This window comes from Shewanella sp. 30m-14 (genome assembly GCF_052977125.1).
Genome location: NZ_JBRILW010000002.1, coordinates 14,497 through 33,382, shown reverse-complemented (window position 1 = coordinate 33,382; position 18,886 = coordinate 14,497). Strand labels below are relative to the sequence as shown.

Annotated in this window: 17 protein-coding genes and 1 other RNA gene; 7 read left to right on the top strand and 11 right to left on the bottom strand. The window is 45.1% G+C overall.

The window, feature by feature from the left end; translation table 11 throughout:
- Positions 1-28 precede the first annotated feature (28 nt).
- Entirely contained in the window at positions 29-643 is a 615-nt protein-coding gene (locus ACVBIU_RS01925) for a LysE family translocator (protein WP_447159558.1), read from the top strand.
- A 93-nt stretch (positions 644-736) separates the two neighbouring features.
- Here the strand turns inward: ACVBIU_RS01925 and ACVBIU_RS01920 are convergent, their stop codons facing one another.
- From ACVBIU_RS01920 to ACVBIU_RS01910, 3 genes are all read right to left on the bottom strand, one after another.
- Positions 737-1,057 (bottom strand): DUF3144 domain-containing protein, encoded by a 321-nt coding sequence (locus ACVBIU_RS01920; protein WP_439267540.1) that lies wholly within the window; start codon positions 1,055-1,057, stop codon positions 737-739.
- A 74-nt stretch (positions 1,058-1,131) separates the two neighbouring features.
- Positions 1,132-1,665: a type II secretion system protein gene (locus ACVBIU_RS01915; protein WP_447162915.1), complete on the bottom strand. Its 534-nt coding sequence runs from the start codon at positions 1,663-1,665 to the stop codon at positions 1,132-1,134.
- Between the two features lie 54 nt (positions 1,666-1,719).
- Positions 1,720-2,271 carry a type II secretion system protein gene (locus ACVBIU_RS01910; protein WP_447159560.1) on the bottom strand — a complete coding sequence of 184 codons (552 nt, stop codon included), beginning with the start codon at positions 2,269-2,271 and terminating at the stop codon, positions 1,720-1,722.
- Positions 2,272-2,537: 266 nt separating this feature from the next.
- On the opposite strand from ACVBIU_RS01910, the gene ung reads away from it, so the two are divergent.
- Positions 2,538-3,206 (top strand): uracil-DNA glycosylase, encoded by a 669-nt coding sequence (ung, locus tag ACVBIU_RS01905; RefSeq protein WP_447159561.1) that lies wholly within the window; start codon positions 2,538-2,540, stop codon positions 3,204-3,206.
- 89 nt (positions 3,207-3,295) lie between these two features.
- Here ung and ACVBIU_RS01900 read toward each other — a convergent pair whose 3' ends face one another.
- The 8 genes from ACVBIU_RS01900 to ACVBIU_RS01865 form a co-directional block, all read right to left on the bottom strand.
- Complete coding sequence (locus ACVBIU_RS01900) at positions 3,296-4,033, bottom strand: DUF2182 domain-containing protein (protein WP_447162914.1); 738 nt, start codon at positions 4,031-4,033, stop codon at positions 3,296-3,298.
- Positions 4,034-4,080: 47 nt separating this feature from the next.
- A complete protein-coding gene (locus tag ACVBIU_RS01895; protein ID WP_447159563.1) occupies positions 4,081-4,701 on the bottom strand; it encodes a DUF1326 domain-containing protein in 621 nt (206 codons plus the stop codon).
- Between the two features lie 212 nt (positions 4,702-4,913).
- Positions 4,914-5,522 (bottom strand): 5-formyltetrahydrofolate cyclo-ligase, encoded by a 609-nt coding sequence (locus tag ACVBIU_RS01890; protein ID WP_447162913.1) that lies wholly within the window; start codon positions 5,520-5,522, stop codon positions 4,914-4,916.
- Between the two features lie 133 nt (positions 5,523-5,655).
- The gene (locus ACVBIU_RS01885; protein WP_447162912.1) at positions 5,656-7,548 is read right to left on the bottom strand and encodes a hypothetical protein; all 1,893 of its coding nucleotides are present in this window, start codon (positions 7,546-7,548) and stop codon (positions 5,656-5,658) included.
- A gap of 25 nt (positions 7,549-7,573) precedes the next feature.
- Positions 7,574-10,048, bottom strand: a complete 2,475-nt coding sequence (locus ACVBIU_RS01880; protein WP_447162911.1) for a PEGA domain-containing protein — start codon at positions 10,046-10,048, stop codon at positions 7,574-7,576.
- Positions 10,041-11,501 carry a glycerophosphodiester phosphodiesterase gene (locus tag ACVBIU_RS01875; protein ID WP_447162910.1) on the bottom strand — a complete coding sequence of 487 codons (1,461 nt, stop codon included), beginning with the start codon at positions 11,499-11,501 and terminating at the stop codon, positions 10,041-10,043. The genes ACVBIU_RS01880 and ACVBIU_RS01875 overlap by 8 nt, the downstream gene beginning before the upstream one ends.
- Positions 11,502-12,253: 752 nt before the next feature.
- A non-coding RNA gene (gene ssrS, locus ACVBIU_RS01870) (6S RNA) lies at positions 12,254-12,435 on the bottom strand.
- An 82-nt stretch (positions 12,436-12,517) separates the two neighbouring features.
- Positions 12,518-12,838 (bottom strand): cell division protein ZapA, encoded by a 321-nt coding sequence (locus tag ACVBIU_RS01865; protein WP_012156522.1) that lies wholly within the window; start codon positions 12,836-12,838, stop codon positions 12,518-12,520.
- 362 nt (positions 12,839-13,200) lie between these two features.
- Here ACVBIU_RS01865 and ACVBIU_RS01860 point away from each other — a divergent pair, with 362 nt between their 5' ends.
- From ACVBIU_RS01860 to gcvH, 5 genes are all read left to right on the top strand, one after another.
- Positions 13,201-13,776, top strand: a complete 576-nt coding sequence (locus ACVBIU_RS01860) for a UPF0149 family protein (RefSeq protein WP_447159568.1) — start codon at positions 13,201-13,203, stop codon at positions 13,774-13,776.
- Positions 13,777-13,875: 99 nt separating this feature from the next.
- On the top strand, positions 13,876-15,138 hold the full coding sequence (gene ubiH / locus ACVBIU_RS01855; RefSeq protein WP_447162909.1) for a 2-octaprenyl-6-methoxyphenyl hydroxylase: 1,263 nt from the start codon (positions 13,876-13,878) through the stop codon (positions 15,136-15,138).
- A gap of 93 nt (positions 15,139-15,231) precedes the next feature.
- Positions 15,232-16,452, top strand: coding sequence for an FAD-dependent monooxygenase (locus ACVBIU_RS01850; protein WP_447162908.1), 1,221 nt, complete (start codon positions 15,232-15,234; stop codon positions 16,450-16,452).
- 305 nt (positions 16,453-16,757) lie between these two features.
- Positions 16,758-17,852, top strand: coding sequence for a glycine cleavage system aminomethyltransferase GcvT (gcvT, locus tag ACVBIU_RS01845; RefSeq protein WP_447159571.1), 1,095 nt, complete (start codon positions 16,758-16,760; stop codon positions 17,850-17,852).
- Positions 17,853-18,278: 426 nt separating this feature from the next.
- Positions 18,279-18,668 carry a glycine cleavage system protein GcvH gene (gcvH, locus tag ACVBIU_RS01840; RefSeq protein WP_447159572.1) on the top strand — a complete coding sequence of 130 codons (390 nt, stop codon included), beginning with the start codon at positions 18,279-18,281 and terminating at the stop codon, positions 18,666-18,668.
- The last annotated feature ends 218 nt before the right edge of the window (positions 18,669-18,886 follow it).

Here is an 18,886-nt window from a genome sequence, read left to right as displayed (position 1 = left end):
TGATAAGAGTATTAACAGAGGGGAAAAAATGAGTATTAGCACTTGGCTAGGCTTATTGGCAATTTGCTGTTTGGGCGCGATGTCTCCAGGGCCAAGCTTGGCGATGGTGGTTAGGCATACCTTAGGCGGTGGCAGGGGCAAAGGGATTATCTGTGCGTGGGCGCATTCTATCGGCATTGGTGTGTATGCCTTGCTGACCTTGCTTGGGTTAGCTGTCCTGCTTAAGCAAGCCCCTATGGTGTTTAACGGCATTGCAATTATAGGTGCGCTGTATCTTGCCTATATGGGGATTCAAGCATTGCGCTCTAAAGGCGGTATGTCAGAAAAACTCGCGGCAGGTAAGTCAACCGGAGCCATCACCGCGGCGCGCGATGGCCTGGCTATTTCGTTGTTTAATCCTAAAATCATGCTATTTTTCTTAGCGTTATTTAGTCAGTTTGTGATGGTGGCAGATAACATGACGGGCAAAGCGCTTATCGTATTAACGCCCCTGGTTGTTGATGGTTTGTGGTACACCCTTATCGCCTTGCTGCTGTCCCACTCTGCAGTGTTACCCAAGCTCAGAGAAAAAGCTGCGCTGATTGATAAGCTGTCTGGTGTGGTACTTATTTTACTGGCTGTGCGAGTACTGGTGACGATATAAACTGATCGGCTATAAATACAAAAACGCCATCGAATCGATGGCGTTTTTTGTTTAGCGTTGAATACACTAGTCACTAATTTTAATTAGCGTAGCTTAAGAGTTAAATACCTGTACGGCATCATCTTTAGCTGGTTCTGGCTCACGCGATTGGACAGGGTTCTTGATATGATCTTCAAGGTTGTCCTTTAGCATGGCTTTATATTCATCTGTAAACCATTCAAGAGCATTGTCTTTTTCTGCAGCAAGATCTGATGATTTAAGCGCTGCTTCAAATGCGTTAAAGCGAGAGGCTGCGAAACGCATAGCCGTACCGACTTTACCTACATCTTGCTCTTTACCCGCGAGTTCGTTTGCCAATGCAATGAATTGATCGGCTAGTTCAAAAATTGTGGTTTCTTTTTTAGCTTCTGACATCTTGCTTTTGCTCTTCTTTACCTAGGATAGTAGTTCGATTCTATCTTAAATTAGCCGTTAATAAATCATTGTTATTAACTATTGGGATCTGAATCGGTAATAACGCTGCCATTACGGGAGTCGTAATAGATAGACATAGTTTGATCTGGAAGGTGAAGGTAACGGCATTGATCTGGATTAATATAGGTCGCTAAGTATTCAGCATCTGGTGTGGTTGCAGAGTTTGACACTTGCGGCGCGTCTTGCAAAACTGTGCGCCACACCGACATGCAATCAGCAACGTTGTTTAGCCTTGAGCTTGACTCAAATGGCGGATAGTTCTGCGCTGGAAAGCCCCACTGGTTGATATCGAGCTGGCCATTACTGCCATTACCAAAAACTTGCAGGTTATCTACTGGTCCAGTCGCGCCTTTAGAGGCCCATTTGACGTTAGCTAAGCTAATGCCGCCTTTAAACGCCCCGCCAGTGGCTTTTACACTGGTAATTTCAGCATCTTGCTTTAGGTTGATAAACTTAGATGCCGCGACAACAGCCAAAATCGCCAAAACGATGATAACGACAATCATCTCAATGAGAGTAAAGCCCGAAGATGTTGTGTTTCTAGTCATGAATCAATCCGTAATTTTAGTGTGTTGCTTTATCCAAAGCAGGCACTATTTATACTAGCTGCTGGGGTCCGAGTCCACCACTACGCTGCCGTTATTCGAATTGTAGGTAATTGATAGATTGGTATTATCGCTGTAGTCATAAGTACATACACCTAATGCCACATAACGAGCCTTGTAGTCAGTTTCGTCAGCAGAACCCGACTTTGAAACCGTCGGTTCACTGTTTTGAAATAGCACTTGCCATACTGATATACAGTCTTCTACGTTATCTAACTGAGGCGAGGCTTCATCGGCGGTGTAATAATGCTGCGCAGGCCAGCCGTTAGCATTAAAGTCGACGTGGTTATCATCAGAGTCACCAAATACTGGCAGGTTTTCAGCGGGGCCGTCACCGTTCTTAACCGCCCAAACCGCTCTTGCTAAATCGATCCCTGACTTAAAGGCGCCGCCAGTCGCTTTAACATGTGATACCTGTGCATCTTCCGATAGGCTTAAAAACTTAGGGGCTGCGACAACGGCAAGAATGCCCAGGATAATAATCACCACGACCAGTTCTATCAGAGTAAAACCAGACTGTTGCTTTGATGAGTGGGCTCTAAAGTACATCGTTTAGCGATCCAAGGAAAAATGAACGGCTATCTTAACACTGACAATTTTTAATACCAATGATTAAAGGTTGGCCATTATCGAGAGCCTTGAGTGGTTAAGTGGCAGTCTTGTTGGTTTTTATCGGGTTATTTTATCGGGTGGGGGCTCTATTGTTGGCAGATAGTGCTGTTGGCTTGGTGCTCGCTTCAATGATTTTATCAAGCATGATTGCAAGGCCGCAGCTGACCTTTTAAGCTTAGGGAAATTCACATCAAGGTTCTGTCATGACGTCGCATTCTAGCTGGTCCTCTTTTATCGAAGAGCAACAGCAACAAGGTTATTTTCAATCAGTACAGCAGTTTGTCGAAGCTGAGCGCGCGGCAGGTAAAGTCATCTTTCCGCCTGAACATGAAGTGCTTGCCGCCTTTGATGCTACACCGCTAGACAAGGTGCGAGTCGTGCTTATCGGGCAGGATCCTTACCATGGCCCCAATCAGGCTCATGGTTTGTGTTTCTCAGTGAAAAAAGGTGTAAAAACACCGCCATCACTGGTTAACATGTACAAAGAACTCGTTACCGATATTGACGGATTTACTATCCCAGATCACGGTAATCTAACGCGTTGGGCAGAACAGGGAATACTGATGTTAAATACGGTATTAACTGTAGAACAGGGTAAAGCCCACTCCCATGCTAAATCGGGTTGGGAAACATTTACCGCCAATGTACTTACACTGCTAAACGAGCAGTCTCAGCCTATTATCTTCGTACTGTGGGGCGCCCACGCGATGAAAAAGGGAAAAGGCATTAACGCAATCCAGCATCAAGTGATTTCAGGGCCGCACCCATCGCCATTGTCTGCTTATCGTGGCTTTTTTGGTTGCCAGCATTTTTCAAAAATCAATCAGCTGTTACAAGCAAGGGGCGAAAAACAGATAGATTGGCAGGTCTAAGTGGCATGCCGTAACGCGCAAAAAAGAGCGTATAACGCTCTTTTTTGTTCAGTCGGCGCAGATTGACCACTGCTAGCGTAAACGGATCTTTAACCCACCAAAAAATAAAGCCCAAATCCAAGGCAAGTTAGGCAAATACCTAAGTTGATAGTTTTGGGCCAAGGTAATACTTTTTCGAGCAAGACTAAGATCGATAGCGCTAAAATCCAGCCGATATGCATCACGCCAACGACTAACAATAACGCCATTAACAGCCAGCAGCAGCCAACACAATATTGCCCATGCTTCATCCCCATCTTGACCGCTCCAAGCTTACCTTCTTGCCACTGTGACATTAAAAAGTTGAGTGGTGAGCGGCAGTAATGTAAACATTGCTGCTTGAAGGGGGTGACTTGATACAGGCCAATCATAATCAACAATATCCCGCTGGCGATATCATTGCTGCTTTGCATCATAGGCGTCATTAGTGCGAGGCGATGTAGTTGCCATTGAACAAGGGTGATACCAAGGCTGTATAAGCACCATAACAACAGATAGCCCAGAATAAACAGATTGGTTGAGACAAACTCTGCCGACCTTTGCTGACGAGTGCGGCTGATTTTGGCAAACAGTAAAATCATCGGTGTGGCAGAGGGCATCATCATGCCGACCATCATTACGGCCCACATGGTAAACACCATGGTTAGTTCATAAATATGCCAGTGCGGTGACATCACCATTGTCATGTCAAAGAGCATGTAATACCAACTGAGACCCGTAAGCAGGATAATACTGGCCCAAGTGATAGGAGAGTGTAATTGTCTTGTGAGTGACTGGGCGCTTATCATCTGACTTGAGGCCCTATTTGAGTCACGCGCCAGATCATTGGCATAGCTTATCCATTAGGCCACTGCACATTGGCCCTCGCGGCAAACTTACCCGCATGATTAAAACTCAGCGCGTCATGTTTAAGCCACATACTGTCAGTGGTCCCTATTCGGCCATCACTCCAGATAAAACCGCCATCAGGAAAGGTAATGTGTACGTGTTGTTCATCGCCTGTTACAGGGTTCATCAGTGGCTTTTGCTGGACTTGCATAACCCCTTTTACATCGAAAGAGGCATTTTTTTCACTGGTGTCCATATTAATATCAACAACAATGGGGCCAACTAGCGTGGTAAAGGTCGCGGCTAAGGCTTCTAATGGCATTCCGCCCGCTGCGCCGGTAAATATTGTGGCTAACGCAGTGACTTGCTCTTTACTGGCATTCGAGTCGATAAACAAGATGCAGGTACCATTACCCTCATGGATTGCAGCAGGCCATCTTATCGCTAACACAAGCTTTAAATCGTCGAGTTTAACTTCATCGTAATGGCCTTGATTGACCTTGAAACCGAGTAATGCCTCGCAGGAACCAAAGTCGGGAAAACCGGCAAACTGACAACCGCAACCGTGATTACAATTGCAGGTTTCAATCTGGTGCATGTTTAATGACCAGTTATTTTCAGCGCTCATAATGGCTGTCCAAAATAACGAAAGGTGCTGTTAAGTATAGTCTCGCCGAGTTGTGGAATTTGAGGGGCAATAGAGCAAAGTGTGGTGGAATATGTTGAGTGACAAAGTGAGGATTTTAAGCTGTTGTTTTCACAACAGCGACGAGTAAAACATATAGCCAAAAGGGTTAAGCAGCCAGTTATCAGCAATAATTAGTCTAATGACAGAGATGGCTAAAATTGATAATTGTGGCTAGGAGTGAAAATAAACGGTAATGCTACGTCCCAGTGTTCACAGGGGAGGGCGTCGACCAACTGGCAATCATGGGCATAGCCTATGGGTAACGGCTTACCCTTGCGCTGCCAATTAGCGAGAGTCCTATCATAGTAGCCGCCGCCCATGCCCATTCTGTTGCCTTGCAGATCGAAAGCGACAAGCGGGGTGATCACCACATCGAGCTGATGCGCCAGCAGCATCTGAGTAATATCAAGTTTTGGTTCCCAAATACCTAAGTGACTTTGTTGTAATTCTGAGTCTGGCTCATAGCGAAAAAACAGCAAATTGCCAGCGCTGAAGGGGTGTAACCGTGGTAAATAAACCTTGATGCCTTGTTGCCAAAGCGCCTCGATAAGTGGCTTAGTATCAAGTTCACCATCATTAGTTAAATACAGAGCAACTCGGCGGGCATTAAATTTACGAATGGCAGATAAAGAGAGGTTGGCTGCTGACTCGGCGTATCGTGTTTGTTGCTCAGCAGATAGGGCGCGCCGTGCTTGTCGAATCATGCTGCGGAGCTGCTTGCGGCTCGCTTGGTTTGTATTGGGACTCGTCTCTATAGGCATTGAATAGCACTCCTTTTAATCACCAAAGCAGTCTAACTTTCACACAGGGTAATTGCTATAGATATAAAAACGCCGTTTGGCTTGATAGAACCAAACGGCGTGATTTAAACAAGAGCTTCTAGGCGACCATTAATTAACGTTCCATATTCATTGATTTAAGTAGCACTGGGCTGTTGTAATCCGCCACAGCTGTTTTAGCGTTAAGCCAAAAACGTCGACGGGTTAAAAAATAGCTAAACAGTGCTGAAAGCAAAATAATTTCGACAACATTGTACAGAGTATACATAACTGCTGGCTGCATAATGTCGCTAATTCCTCTCGCGTAGTTCTCTTCTATAGGCACAATACCCAGTGGGCCATTAAGCATGGCAATCACAAACTGAAGACCCACATATAGCGCTGCTGCGGCAATTAAACCTACTGGCTTTAAATACCATTTATTCGGTAATTTAACCCCGATAACTAATAGATATAAGCCTAGGACGATGGCGCCGCCTGCGAGTGCATTAACAAGTGCTGGTGGCTGAACAAATGCGTTTATAGTGTTGTAATACAAGCTTAAGCAAACATGGGGCAGTAGCAAGGTGATGCCTAATGCTAAAGCGTAGGTTTTAGCCTTAGCGATGTTTTTCCAATAGAATTTTTTAACAAATTGATAGCTGACAAAAAATAAGCTTAACGCGAACACGTAGTTGGCAAAAGGGTGAATGCCAAATAGTGCAAATTCGGCACTTAATAGCGCAATAATCCATTGTGGATATTCCATTATTCCCATTCTCATAGTGGCATCTTCGGCAAAGTGTGGGAATAACAGCGCGATCATTACCGCTAAGGTAAAGAACAGGGCGGTATATTTAACCAGCGAACCCAGCATTTTAGGAACTATCCCTTTAATACTCTGCTTTTTAAGCTGGCCAATTAGGCTATCGTAATTAGCACCGATAGCGTCTTTGATATCGGTTGAAACCCAGTTTTCTTCAAGTAACGCAATTTTACTCTTGGTTTCTCTAGCTTCAATAATGTCCTTAATTGCAGGCGTCGCTAGCGCAACCATATCGTCGCTCTTGCTGCCAGCCCCAAGTTGCTGCGCAACTTGCCAAACCGCAGGGTCATAGACTCCGCCTGCATCGTGGGTAAGATTTTGCTTACCAGCAAAGCACATTTTAGTGTCTACTTTATCGATGCTTGCGGTAAATTGTAGCGTAGGTAATACCGCGGTAAAGCCATATATAAAGGTACAACCGTCAAGCTCATCCTTCACATCGATTTCAGTGATATCGTTAACGCAGTGAACAACGTTCAACCCTGTACGTTTAACAAAGTCGTCAGTCCATTCATGGTAATCGCTGCTGGTGTAGAACCATTTGGTACTGCGCTTTGCTTCGCCATCAATGGTGTAGCTATAGTATAAATAACCGCTACCATCACAGGTTCCGCAAGTGGTATCACCGCTACCATTGCAGCTGGTACAAGTGCGGTTACCGCTGCCGTAACAGGTTGAGCAAGTTTCAGTGGTGTAAACCGTACGTTCATTGTAACTGTCGTAGCGACTGACGCTGACTCGGCCGCTGCCACTACAAGATAAACAGTTCAATTTACCGCTGCCACGACAACTTCTACATCTGACACAGCCAGAACCATTACAGGTATTACAAAGATCTTCGCCTACATAGACATCTGGCGCTGAGTTTAGATTAGTATTTTTTATTAAGAAGTTTTTTGAAACATCCGGGCCGAGGATCTTTAAAAAACGTTCGTTGAACAGTGGATTACGGCCACTAACATATTCCTGAGCGGATTTATTGGCCTCTTGGCTTGCTCTTGAAGAGCTACCACTGGCAATCCCTGATGGGCGTCGGCCACCGTGTTTATGGCGGCTTACGCCAATTTCGACTCGCCAGCCAAAGTTGAACTTTAATTGGGCATCTTTAGCCTGTTCATCGCTGAGGACTACGGGGACATTAACCCCTGTGATTTTTTCACCATTGCTTCGAATAAAATCTTGAAACTGTTGCAATTTACTCACGTGAGACTTCCTATAAAATCACTGATTAAAACTTAAGGTTAAACTGGGTTTGGTCGGCTTTGAGGTACACCCATTGGCGGACGTCTTGATAGCCAGGTGCGCTGACTTTGATGTCGTAGCCACCGGGTGGAAGCTGCATGCCAGGCTGATACTTTGGTTTAATATTCATCACCGAAATCCTGGCATTATCCACGTTGGTATTAATGGTTAATGGCAGCGACAAGCTAGGCTTGGCAGCGATATTCTTTTGGTTTGCCACCTCATCATGCTCTGGAAGAACTGCTAAATCGAAACGGTTTAATGGCTCACTAATCGCATGAAAACCTTGGGTCATTTTTAGTAAGCTATCCAATGATGTACCAATAGGTTGTACCAATGGTTGGGTGACGAGTAACCACTTTAATGCGTAGGAAACACTGGCAGAATCATTCTTCTCCATCTGCTCAAAGAAGTAATTCATCGCCGAGTCATCCATGGTGTATTTATTACCACCAATAGATAAAGGCACCACAAAAATACAGGCTAATAGGGCGATAGTTACAGCAGGTTTGATATAGGGTTTAGTTGCGTTCTCACATTCAGCTTCACTTTTAGACATTGCCTGTTTAGCTTGCACTAACTCCACCAGTTTCATTGGCAGTTTAAGTACCGTAAGCAGTACTAAGGCCAAGCTTATTGACATTGAAATCGGCGGAATAATGGTTGCTCGTAGCGCCGATTTACCCGTTGCAGCAAATACACCTCCATCGGCAAACTCAACTTGTTGTGCTTCTAATACATTGATGTATTCGGTGGTTTTGCGCTGAATATTGGGTTCAATGATCTGCTGCTTAAACTGACGGTTGTTCCAGTCCGCTAAGGTTGGCTTGACGTATAGCTCGCCCATACGCTTTTCAATGCGTTGTTGGATCTCACTATGACGTTGGAACTGCTGCCAACTAAGATTGGGCGACATTTCAGTATTTTTAGCGCGCATGTTTTTGCGCCATTCAATATCAGCCTGTTGGCGTACCTTACTGGCAACGGCTTTATCAAAGGTTAAACGGTCTGTAATAGACCAAGCCGTAGGTAAGCTTAAGCCCTTTTGTTTAAGTTTTTTATTCACTTTAACGCTAGTGAGCTCGTGCACTCTAAAGGTATGTAGTGAGTTAATACCTAGCGGGTAGCCGCCTGACTCTTTAATAAAGTCGGGCTCCATTTTTACCATCAGCACGTTCTTATAGTGATTCACATCATTGGTGTAAACCATGCGGTGATCTTTCAAGCCCGCATCGCCACCGGTTGCCGCGTCTACCGCTTGCATGGCGGTGAATAAGCCAAAGGTCATAACACCAGCAATGATAGAGTTACCGACATTTTCAGAGGTGGAGATCTCTTCACGAATAAGCCAGTCGTCAGGTGGGATATAAGGAATGCTTAACTTTTTAATTTCACGGTCATAGTTTGTTTGTAAACGCTCATAGCAGCTATTACGGCTGCTGCCTTTTCGCTCTTTACACTCGTTACGACGTTCGAAATAGTCATACATTTTAGGTGCGATTTTCTGCGCTCTAGATTCAACACGAGCTTCATAGGCGGTTACGCCTTTCTGGTACTTTTCCCAACCTTGTTTGACTTGGTTTTGGGTATCTAACCAATATTCATCTGAGCGCTCTGGTGCGCTGGCAACTGCTCGGTTGTATTTAGCTGAGCCATCGGCATACTCTTGGTACTTGCTGCGCAGGGTTTGGCGAAAATCGTCGTAATCTTGATAGTGAGTATCGAAGCTCGCCATCGCCTTATCACGGACAAACTTTTCCATGATCATGCGTTTTTTCTGCGAGAGATCATCAACCAGTTTATCATCGGCATAGACTAAGCCGCCAAACACAGATAGAAAGGCTTTTTCGGTGCTGCTGTGAGCGGTATCTGGGTCGTAGTTTATACCTTCAAATTGAATCGACTTTTCAATTAATGCGCTACGTAGTACCTGTGAAAGATAGGCTTGTTGGCGCTCTGCAGGCGTCGATGCATCAATAATAAATTTATCCACTAACCACTTTTGGCCAAAAAATACTGTAGGCCATACAAGTACGGCAATTAAGCTGAAATAGCCTAAAGCGTGGCCAACTTTGGCGACACGTTTGCCTGTTAGCAACATATCAGCCAGTAGCAAGGTGACACCAATACCACTAATTGTTCGGCCAAATAGCTCGACTGCGCGCAAGTCATCATGACTAGCGTTACGCCCGCCAGCCACATCAGTTAAGGCGGCGTTGAATATAGCCTCAGGAAACAGGTAAACCACAGAGCAGATGAACATAGTCATCAACCACCAAAATGGTTTTCCTGTAACTGCAATTTGTTGTTCTACTTTTTGCTGCTTTTGTTGTTTAGCCGCCGAAGATTGCTGCTTTTTTTGCACCTTTTGCAGTTCTTTTTCGGCTTGTGCCATTTTAGTTTGCGTTGGCGCCGATTTTAATAAACCGGTGGCAAATGGGCTGTGTTTTTTTTCAGTCATTGTTGCTACTTGGTAGGGTTAAAATAATGGTTTTGCTATTAGTGGTTTCTATTTTTTCATCAACAATTGTTGGGAAACCATGAGGATTGCTCGCATGAGACTTGTGAGTTACTTTTTTAGGCTTGGCTTTAGCGCTAGCAATCGCTTTAAGGCCCGAGTTTAGCGAGATGTAATAGCCTTCTTGTTGGTAACCTAGCATTTCGTTAAAGCGGTCAAAATCAGCGTCTGCGGGGAGCGAGGCGATATACTTACCTGAAGCGGTTAGCGGCTGATAGCGTTTTTTAGGTACAGATGCATTAAATAGTTTTTGGCAGATTTTATAAGGCGTGGTGTCGACAATAACCCCGTCAGGTAGCTTTGATTTAGACAAACGCTTTAGTTGCGACTGATGATAATCGGTGCCGTTGATCGTGTAGCTATACACTTTCATGCCATAACGGTGCGCACTGTTTAAGACGCTAGTGTTTTGCATGAAACTGCGAATATCTAAGTGTAGGCCGGCGTTATTCCCCAGCTTGTCATTGAGCTTTTTAATACCTGATAGTGAGGCATAGTTTTTATAGCGAGAGCGATAACGTTTGGTGCCATATTTACCGGCAAACTCGATACTATTTTGGTTATCTAAGTAGTAGTCATCGTTTTGTGCGCCGCGACGCAGATCTGCAGTCACTTTATCGACACTGGTTGGGTGCGCGCCTTGAACAAATCCAAGATAGACGCGAGGGTTTATCCCACGGAGCTTCTCCAACATTTCAAGATCCGATGCCGAATAATAAAAGCCGCCCTGACCAATAGTTTGGCGCAACATATTGTCGAGCTCAACTAACTCATGGCCATTGGCTTCAGACTTAATCTCTACGTTTAGTAGCTGATCATAAGAGCGATATGCTGCAAAGGTGGTAAAGGCCTCATATGCAGTAATTGGGCGGCTATCGAGCAATTCATTCGAGCCTTTTTGGCGTAGTTTTAGGTTGGCATATTGTTTGAAGTTCATACGCTCAAGTTTGTAGCGCTCGCCAGTGTAATAAACCGTAGCTCGCCCAGTTTGGCTATCATGATGGTTAACCCAAGTGCCATCTCCTAACTGCATCACATCGATTTCGACACTGTTGTAGTTATCAAACAGTGCCGATGCAATAGCAAGATCGCTACTTTCTGGTAATCGAAAGTCACCGCGATGCGCTGATATATCAAGTGGGCACTGTGCAATCGACACCATCTTAATGTGACCATTATCGCTTAGATATAAATTACGGTCGCCAAGCGTTAACTGGATATCGACAATATCGCTGCCTTCAACTTTGGCATCAAAAGGTAAGTGGCTCAGCACGGCAGGAACTTGCTTGAGTGGGGGAACTTCAGCTGTAGGGGTAGACTTACAGCCAGAGAGTGCAATGAGTGTAATAATCAATGCCGTGTAACAGCGACCGGCTTTCCGTAGATAACTTGTCATAGTCCTTAAGTTACAAGTTGTTAATAATTGTGAACTTATACTTGAAATGTCATTAAAATACAATGGTGTAGATAATCGCCGTTAACGTAAAGCTATGATTTCACTAGCTTTATTTAATCTGTTGATTAATGTGGATTTTATATATTGTGACACAACGCATAAGGGGAAGGCATTAGGAAGAAAAGGTTCTAGGTTCAAGCTGAGACGGTACAAGCTAAGACGGTTTAAAGCCGACAAAAGCGCTAGAGAAAAGCAGATATATTGTTGTAGGTTGGGCTTTAGCCCATCAATTTTAACCTCATGCGCAAGGTCTGTCGGCATAAATGCCGACCTACAAATAAGATTCTAGGAAAAGCACTGAGCAGTTCTGTTTCTGTTTTGGTTTTGTCTTGTTCTTTTGCTCTTCCTAGCAGGGCGGAGCCCGTCCTCGAAGCGAAGCGTCCTAGGATCTAGCGCCTAACACAACAAAAAAGCCACTCTGTCATCAACAAAGTGGCTCAATATTTTTAGGACCTATAAATTAAATTGCTCCCCCCAGTCTTTTCATTAAAAGTCCGATAGGTCGGTATCACCAATGCGCAGAAACAAAAAAGCCACTCAGTCATCGACAAAGTGGCTTAATGTAAGAATTAAATTGCTCCCCGCACTCTCTTTATCAAGAGTCTTCATAAAGAGTCCGACGGGTCGGTATCACCAATGCGCAAATAAAAAAAACCACCGTTATTGCTAACGATGGCTTTTTCATAATTAAATTGCTCCCCAGAATACCGACCGCTGGTGTAGCCCTTGAACCGTAGGTTCAAGGCGGGTAAATGAATACCTCCTAAGGCTTCTCGGTACGAGCCGAGCTTGCGCAATGTCAGTAAAACATTCACCCTGGGTTTGTAAGTATCGGCACAGGGACATTACCAGCTAGCGAATATCCCAGGGAGCAAAACTTGTGTTCGTAAACCAGTCGGGTGACTAAAGTGGGCTTACGATAAAACTGTAATCAGCTGCTTATTAAGCAAACTCTATTATAACGACTTTTCGTCAGGTTTTGTAGCGCGTTCAACCAACGCGTCTTCAAGTGTCGACTGCAGCAAACCGATTTTATTATCCATCTGCCTTATATAATCTTGATTCTTTTGCTGTTCTTCTAACAGCTCATAACCGATATTTAATGCTGCCATAATGGCAATTTCTTCACGGCTAATGTTATTGGTACGTGCCTTAAGCGAGGTTAACTGCTTTTCGAGATTATTGGCCACATGCCTAAGCGCAGCTTCTTGTCCTTGTGGACAAGCAATAGAGTAGGTACGACCCATAAGGGTAATTTCAATCGCCTTGCTACTCATTCCGAAAAGGATCCTTTAACCGTGTACTTGAGCGGACTATATCGGTCTCAATAGCAAAGTGCAACACGATCGACGCGCAAACTCGCTCAGTTTAGATTAATTGTTGTTTAGATCGCCATTGGCGTACAAACATAGAGCGACTCGCTAGTTTAGATGTTACTTAATAGCAAGTTTTACATCATCAATAATGGCCAAAATTAACCGCTTTTTTGTCGGTGTATACTTTGCAACTGATTACGATTGTTGCATTTGTGGCTTACTCCACATAGTTTTAGGCACTTTATTGCGGCGACTATTGGTCGAGCTCACCACTTCTGCTAGCATGAACAATAGTAAATTTTGTGATTGGATAACACTTTATTATGGCGAGCCTTCCTACATTGCGCATGGATAAATTACTTGCAGCACTTAATGCTGCCGAAATTGGTCAGCACCCTGTCGAAGTTCACGGTGCTCTTGTTGGGCTTATTTGTGGCGGAGTAGAGCAACACGCCTCAGGCTGGACCCAGCCGTTACTTGAGCTGATGAATGACGGCCAAGCACTGCCAAAAGATCTGCAAGCCTTGATTGAAGAGCTATACCAAGATGCGGTGACGCGTTTGTCAGATACCGATTTTGGCTTTAGCCCAATGCTACCAGAAGAGGAAGAGCCGCTTTCAAAGCGTGTTGAAGCGTTATCTTTATGGGTGCAAAGCTTCTTAACGGGTATCGCGATTATCCAACCTAAACTTAACCAAGCGCCGCTTGATGTGCGTGAAGTTATTCAGGACTTGTCAGAAATCGCACAAGTTGAGTTTGATGTTGGTGAAGACGAAGAGTCTGAAGCGGCACTGATTGAGCTGATGGAGTTTACTCGTATGGCGGCATTAATGTGCTACGCCGAGTTTGGCCCCGCCATCGATGACGACGAACCCATCGACGTGGGTGTTATGCACTAATTATCACGCGTGACCCAATACCGCCATCGCATCTGTTTGCATGGCGGTTTTTGTATCAGCAATATCACACATTATTTTGTTATTGAGTTCATACATTCCATGGCGAATCCTAACGAGCTAGCAAGTAGCAACCAAATCAACGAGGTCGACATCGCGATTGTTGGCGGTGCAATGGCGGGAGCTACCTTAGCTCTGGCGTTGGCCCAGCTGACAAAATCGCTCGCAAAACCACTTAATATCGCCTTAATTGAAGCCCACAAGCCAAGCAGCGATCACCCAGGCTTTGATGCACGATCAATTGCTATCTCCCATGGCTCAATATTTCAGTTAACGCAACTGGATCTATGGCAGCATCTTGAGTCATTAGCAACGCCGATTGAAAATATCCATATTTCAGAGCGCGGCAACTTTGGTATGACAGAGCTTAACAGTGAGTCATTTAATCTGCCGTATCTTGGCCAAGTGGTTGAGCTTGAAGCCGTAGGCAAGCAGCTCTTTAGCTTGCTTGAAAAGAGCGATGTGGCGCTATATTGCCCAGCTAAACTGCAAAGCGTAACAGCCCAAGTTGATGCCCAATTACTTACCCTTGAAGATGGTCAGCAGATCTCGGCTAAGCTATTAATCGCAGCCGATGGAGTTAACTCCAAAGTGCGCCAAGCGTTTAAGCAGCCACTTGAACAGGTCGATTTTAATCAAACCGCCATTATTGCCAATATTCATACCGAGCAGGCGCATCAAGGCTGGGCCTATGAGCGCTTTACTCAAACAGGGCCATTAGCGCTACTGCCAATGGCTGATAGTAAGCATGAATCGCGGTTATCTATGGTGTGGGCCTTACCGCCTAGCGAAGCTGAGCGACTACTAGCTGCCCCCAAAGCCGAGTTTATTGAGCAATTGCAGCAAGCCTTTGGTTACCGGGCTGGACGCTTTATCGATATCGGCAACCGCTATAGCTATCCGCTGTTGCTGTCGTATATGCCAAGGCCGATTTACCATCGCACGGTATTTTTAGGTAACGCGGCGCAAACGCTACATCCTATTGCAGGCCAAGGTTTTAACTTAGGTCTACGTGATGTGGTGTGCTTGATTGATGTGATTGAAAAAGCGCTAACCAAGTTAGCGCTTGCTAACCCCGAAGGGACTATCGATTTGGGCGGCACAAGCGTCACCCACGCCTACCTTGCAAGGCGTAATGACGATAGAAAAAGCACCATGAATAATATTGAGTTTCTCGTGCGCGGGTTTTCAAATGATCATTGGCCATTAGTGATTGGGCGTAATTTAGGCTTGCGATTACTGTCATGGTTCCCACCGCTAAAAGCTCCCGTGGCGCAAAAAGCAATGGGCTGGCTCCAAAGTTAGCCACTCGCGTGGCAAGATAGCCTGCGCGAGATTAAACAGTACGATTAATCGTGTTTTTAGGTCAAAAGCAGTTTTAATGAGTAAGGGTAAAAGATGTTAAGCACGCAAACTTATGATGTTGCCATCGTTGGCGGAGGCATGGTTGGCCTAGCAACGGCTATTGGCTTAGCAATGGAAGGCATTAAAGTCGTGGTGATTGATGCAGGCCACACCCAAGCGGTATCGGGCCCAGCAAAACTTAGGGTTAGCGCCATTAATAAAGCTAGCCAGCAACTTATTACCAACTTAGGTGCCTGGCCTTACTTGGCTGCAGCAAGAGTGAGTCCTTACCAAAAAATGCAGGTGTGGGATAAAGACAGCCTAGGTAAAATCGATTTTGATGCGCATTCACTGGGCGAAACTCACCTAGGCTCAATTATCGAAAACGAGGCCATCGCCTTTGCACTTGCTGAGCGCGCCTCAGAATTTAGTGAGTTGACCTATATCGAAAACCAGCGTTTAGAGCGAATCGCCTTTGGCGAGCGAGAAGCCTGGTTAACCTTAGATAATGGCGACAACTTAAGTGCCGCATTAGTGATTGCTGCAGACGGCGCCAACTCATGGGTGCGCGAGCAATGTAAAATCCCCATGACCTTCTGGGACTACAATCACCACGCCATAGTGGCCACCATTCGCACCGAACTGCCTCACGGCGACACCGCAAGACAAGTATTCGATAAAGAAGGCCCATTAGCGTTTCTACCTTTATATGAAAAAGATCTGTGTTCAATCGTGTGGTCAGTTTCGCCAGAAAAAGCACAGCAGCTTTTAGCATTAGATAAGGTGAGCTTTGAGCGCGCCTTAACCGCCGCATTCGATGGTCGCCTTGGTATGTGCAGCCTCGAAAGTGAACGCCAATCGTTTCCTTTGCGTATGCGTTACGCACGCCACTTTGCACGGCCGCGCTTGATCCTTGCGGGCGACGCCGCTCACACCATTCACCCGCTCGCAGGTCAAGGTGTTAACTTAGGTTTTCTCGACGCTGCCAGCATCGTCGAGGTGGTAAGCGAGCTTAAAAACCAAGGTAAAGACATTGGTGATTATCGTCACCTGCGAGATTTAGAGCGTTGGCGTAAAGCCGAGGCGCTTGAGATGATAGCGGCAATGGAAGGGTTTAAAAAATTATTCCAAGGCACTAACCCGATTAAAAAAGCCATTCGCGATCTGGGCTTAAATATCGTTGATAATTTTGCGCCATTGAAAACACTGTTTATTCAACAGGCGCTAGGCAACAAGAACAACTTGCCGAGCCTGTGTAAGCGCAAACAGAGTTAACAATTTTGACTCATTAGTTGAATCTAAATAAGCCTTTAATTTCATGGGTTTGTTTTAGTGCTGTTGGTGAAAGCTGTTTTTGTGTGAAATTTTCACAAATTCATAATGAGAAAAACTAATGACAAAACTGTTCGGATTAGAAAATTCTTTTGTATACAAAGTAGCGTCTCAAGGTATAATTTCGCCGCATTTTAATACGACGACATTAATCTGAACCCCATAGCTGACTCGAGTACCCTACACAGTACTCTATATAAAGAGCGGGGATCAGCAGCAGACTAGAAGACCCCAAAGAAGGGATAAAAATGGCTAACAAAACTGTACTTTTTAACAAGCATCTAGAATCGAACGGCAAAATGGTAGATTTCCACGGTTGGGATATGCCACTTAACTACGGTTCACAAATTGAAGAGCATCACGCGGTTCGCCAGGACGCCGGTATGTTTGACGTTTCTCACATGACAGTTGTTGATGTGATTGGTGACGACGCTTGTGCCTTTTTACGTAAATTGCTAGCCAATGACGTCGCTAAGCTTAAAGTTCCGGGTAAGGCGTTATATGGCGGTATGCTTGACCATAACGGCGGCGTCATCGACGACCTTATCACTTATTACCTATCAGATACCGAGTACCGTATTGTTGTTAACTCAGCAACACGCGAAAAAGACCTAGCTTGGATCAATGAGCAAGTTAACGGTTTTAGCGTTGAAGTTACCGAGCGTCCAGAGCTGGCGATGATCGCCGTTCAAGGCCCAAATGCTAAGGCAAAAGCTGCCACAGTATTTAACGCCGCGCAAAACGCTGCCATTGAAGGTATGAAGCCATTCTTTGGTGTACAAGCAGACTCACTATTTATCGCAACCACTGGTTATACCGGCGAAACAGGCTACGAAGTTATCGTACCAGAATCAGAAGCCGAAGCCCTATGGCAAGCATTCTTAGACGCGGACATTCGCCCATGCGGCTTAGGTGCACGTGACACCCTTCGTCTAGAAGCAGGCATGAACCTTTACGGCCTAGATATGGACGAAAGCGTTAACCCACTAGCCGCTAATATGGGCTGGACGGTAGCGTGGGAGCCAGCGGATCGCGACTTTAACGGTCGCCAAGCGTTAGAAAAGATTAAAGCTGAAGGTACCGACAAACTTGTTGGCCTCATCATGGATGCTAAAGGCGTTATCCGTCACGGCATGTCAGTATTCTTTACCGATAGCGACGGTGTTGAGCAGCAAGGTACCATCACAAGTGGTACTTTCTCACCGACACTCGGTTACTCAATTGCCATGGCTCGCGTACCGCGCAGCATTGGTGACGTAGCTGAAGTTGAAATGCGTAAAAAGCGTGTACCAGTAAAGGTTATCGCACCGTCGTTTGTACGTAACGGTAAACAAGCATTCTAATTATATTGGTGGGTTTATAGCTATTTGCATTGGCTTCGTTGTCGAAAGTGCTCATTGATGCTTATCAACTGCGCGCTTTCTCCTAGAATCCAAAGCAACTATCGGCTAACCCCACCATATAATGGCTACTGAGTTTGAATAGCTCAGAAAAAGGTTTGTGATACTGCGAATAGAAAGCTTATTCGCAGCATGTAAGATAGAGCAAAATTGACGATTTCATCTATTTTTAGCTAATGCTTAATAAAGCGTACAAAATAATAGATTTACCTCGTTGAACTAAAACAATGTGGCAAACGTCAAAAAGTAGATGAAATCGCTGCACTTATGATGTAAAAAAGGTGCAAAAATTGATATAAGCCTTACAGGCAAGTCAGTGTAACGTCTTATTAAATACAGAATTAGAACATCGAATAAGGATTTAGACCAATGAGCAATATCCCAGCTGAACTTAAATATGCTTCTTCTCACGAGTGGATCCGTAAAGAAGAAGACGGAAGCTACACAGTCGGTATCAGTGAGCACGCTCAAGAGCTTTTGGGTGACATGGTGTTCGTTGAGCTTCCAGAAGTGGGCGACGACGTAAGCGCGGGTGAAGACTGCGCAGTAGCTGAATCTGTAAAAGCGGCGTCAGACATCTACGCACCGCTTTCTGGCGAAGTGATTGCCGTTAACGAAGCGCTGGAAGATTCTCCAGAGCTAGTTAACAGCGATGCATTTGGTGATGGTTGGTTCTTCCGCGTTATGCCAACCGACCTTACTGAACTAGACAACTTGCTTGATGCCGAAGGTTATCAAGCAGTTATCGATGAAGAATAAGCGTCGATGATAAACAAAGCCCCAACTCATCGCTGAGTGGGGCTTTGTTCGTTATATGGCTTATGCCGCAAAAGCTAAAGACATGTAATTAATAATATTTCAGTCAAAGTGTGTGAGCCGAGAGACGTTTGCCAAGCTATTCAAGCAAACGTACATAAGCCAAACAACAATCGAATTCTAAACTAAAGAGACCGGTAGCACCGCCCCCTACAGGCAGG

Bases quoted from the DNA above. Each gene is read 5' to 3' on its own strand.
- ACVBIU_RS01925 (WP_447159558.1), top strand. From the start codon at position 29: ATGAGTATTAGCACTTGGCTAGGCTTATTGGCAATTTGCTGTTTGGGC.
- ACVBIU_RS01920 (WP_439267540.1), bottom strand. From the start codon at position 1,057: ATGTCAGAAGCTAAAAAAGAAACCACAATTTTTGAACTAGCCGATCAA.
- ACVBIU_RS01915 (WP_447162915.1), bottom strand. From the start codon at position 1,665: ATGACTAGAAACACAACATCTTCGGGCTTTACTCTCATTGAGATGATT.
- ACVBIU_RS01910 (WP_447159560.1), bottom strand. From the start codon at position 2,271: ATGTACTTTAGAGCCCACTCATCAAAGCAACAGTCTGGTTTTACTCTG.
- ung (WP_447159561.1), top strand. From the start codon at position 2,538: ATGACGTCGCATTCTAGCTGGTCCTCTTTTATCGAAGAGCAACAGCAA.
- ACVBIU_RS01900 (WP_447162914.1), bottom strand. From the start codon at position 4,033: ATGATAAGCGCCCAGTCACTCACAAGACAATTACACTCTCCTATCACT.
- ACVBIU_RS01895 (WP_447159563.1), bottom strand. From the start codon at position 4,701: ATGAGCGCTGAAAATAACTGGTCATTAAACATGCACCAGATTGAAACC.
- ACVBIU_RS01890 (WP_447162913.1), bottom strand. From the start codon at position 5,522: ATGCCTATAGAGACGAGTCCCAATACAAACCAAGCGAGCCGCAAGCAG.
- ACVBIU_RS01880 (WP_447162911.1), bottom strand. From the start codon at position 10,048: ATGACTGAAAAAAAACACAGCCCATTTGCCACCGGTTTATTAAAATCG.
- ACVBIU_RS01875 (WP_447162910.1), bottom strand. From the start codon at position 11,501: ATGACAAGTTATCTACGGAAAGCCGGTCGCTGTTACACGGCATTGATT.
- ACVBIU_RS01865 (WP_012156522.1), bottom strand. From the start codon at position 12,838: ATGAGTAGCAAGGCGATTGAAATTACCCTTATGGGTCGTACCTACTCT.
- ACVBIU_RS01860 (WP_447159568.1), top strand. From the start codon at position 13,201: ATGGCGAGCCTTCCTACATTGCGCATGGATAAATTACTTGCAGCACTT.
- ubiH (WP_447162909.1), top strand. From the start codon at position 13,876: ATGGCGAATCCTAACGAGCTAGCAAGTAGCAACCAAATCAACGAGGTC.
- ACVBIU_RS01850 (WP_447162908.1), top strand. From the start codon at position 15,232: ATGTTAAGCACGCAAACTTATGATGTTGCCATCGTTGGCGGAGGCATG.
- gcvT (WP_447159571.1), top strand. From the start codon at position 16,758: ATGGCTAACAAAACTGTACTTTTTAACAAGCATCTAGAATCGAACGGC.
- gcvH (WP_447159572.1), top strand. From the start codon at position 18,279: ATGAGCAATATCCCAGCTGAACTTAAATATGCTTCTTCTCACGAGTGG.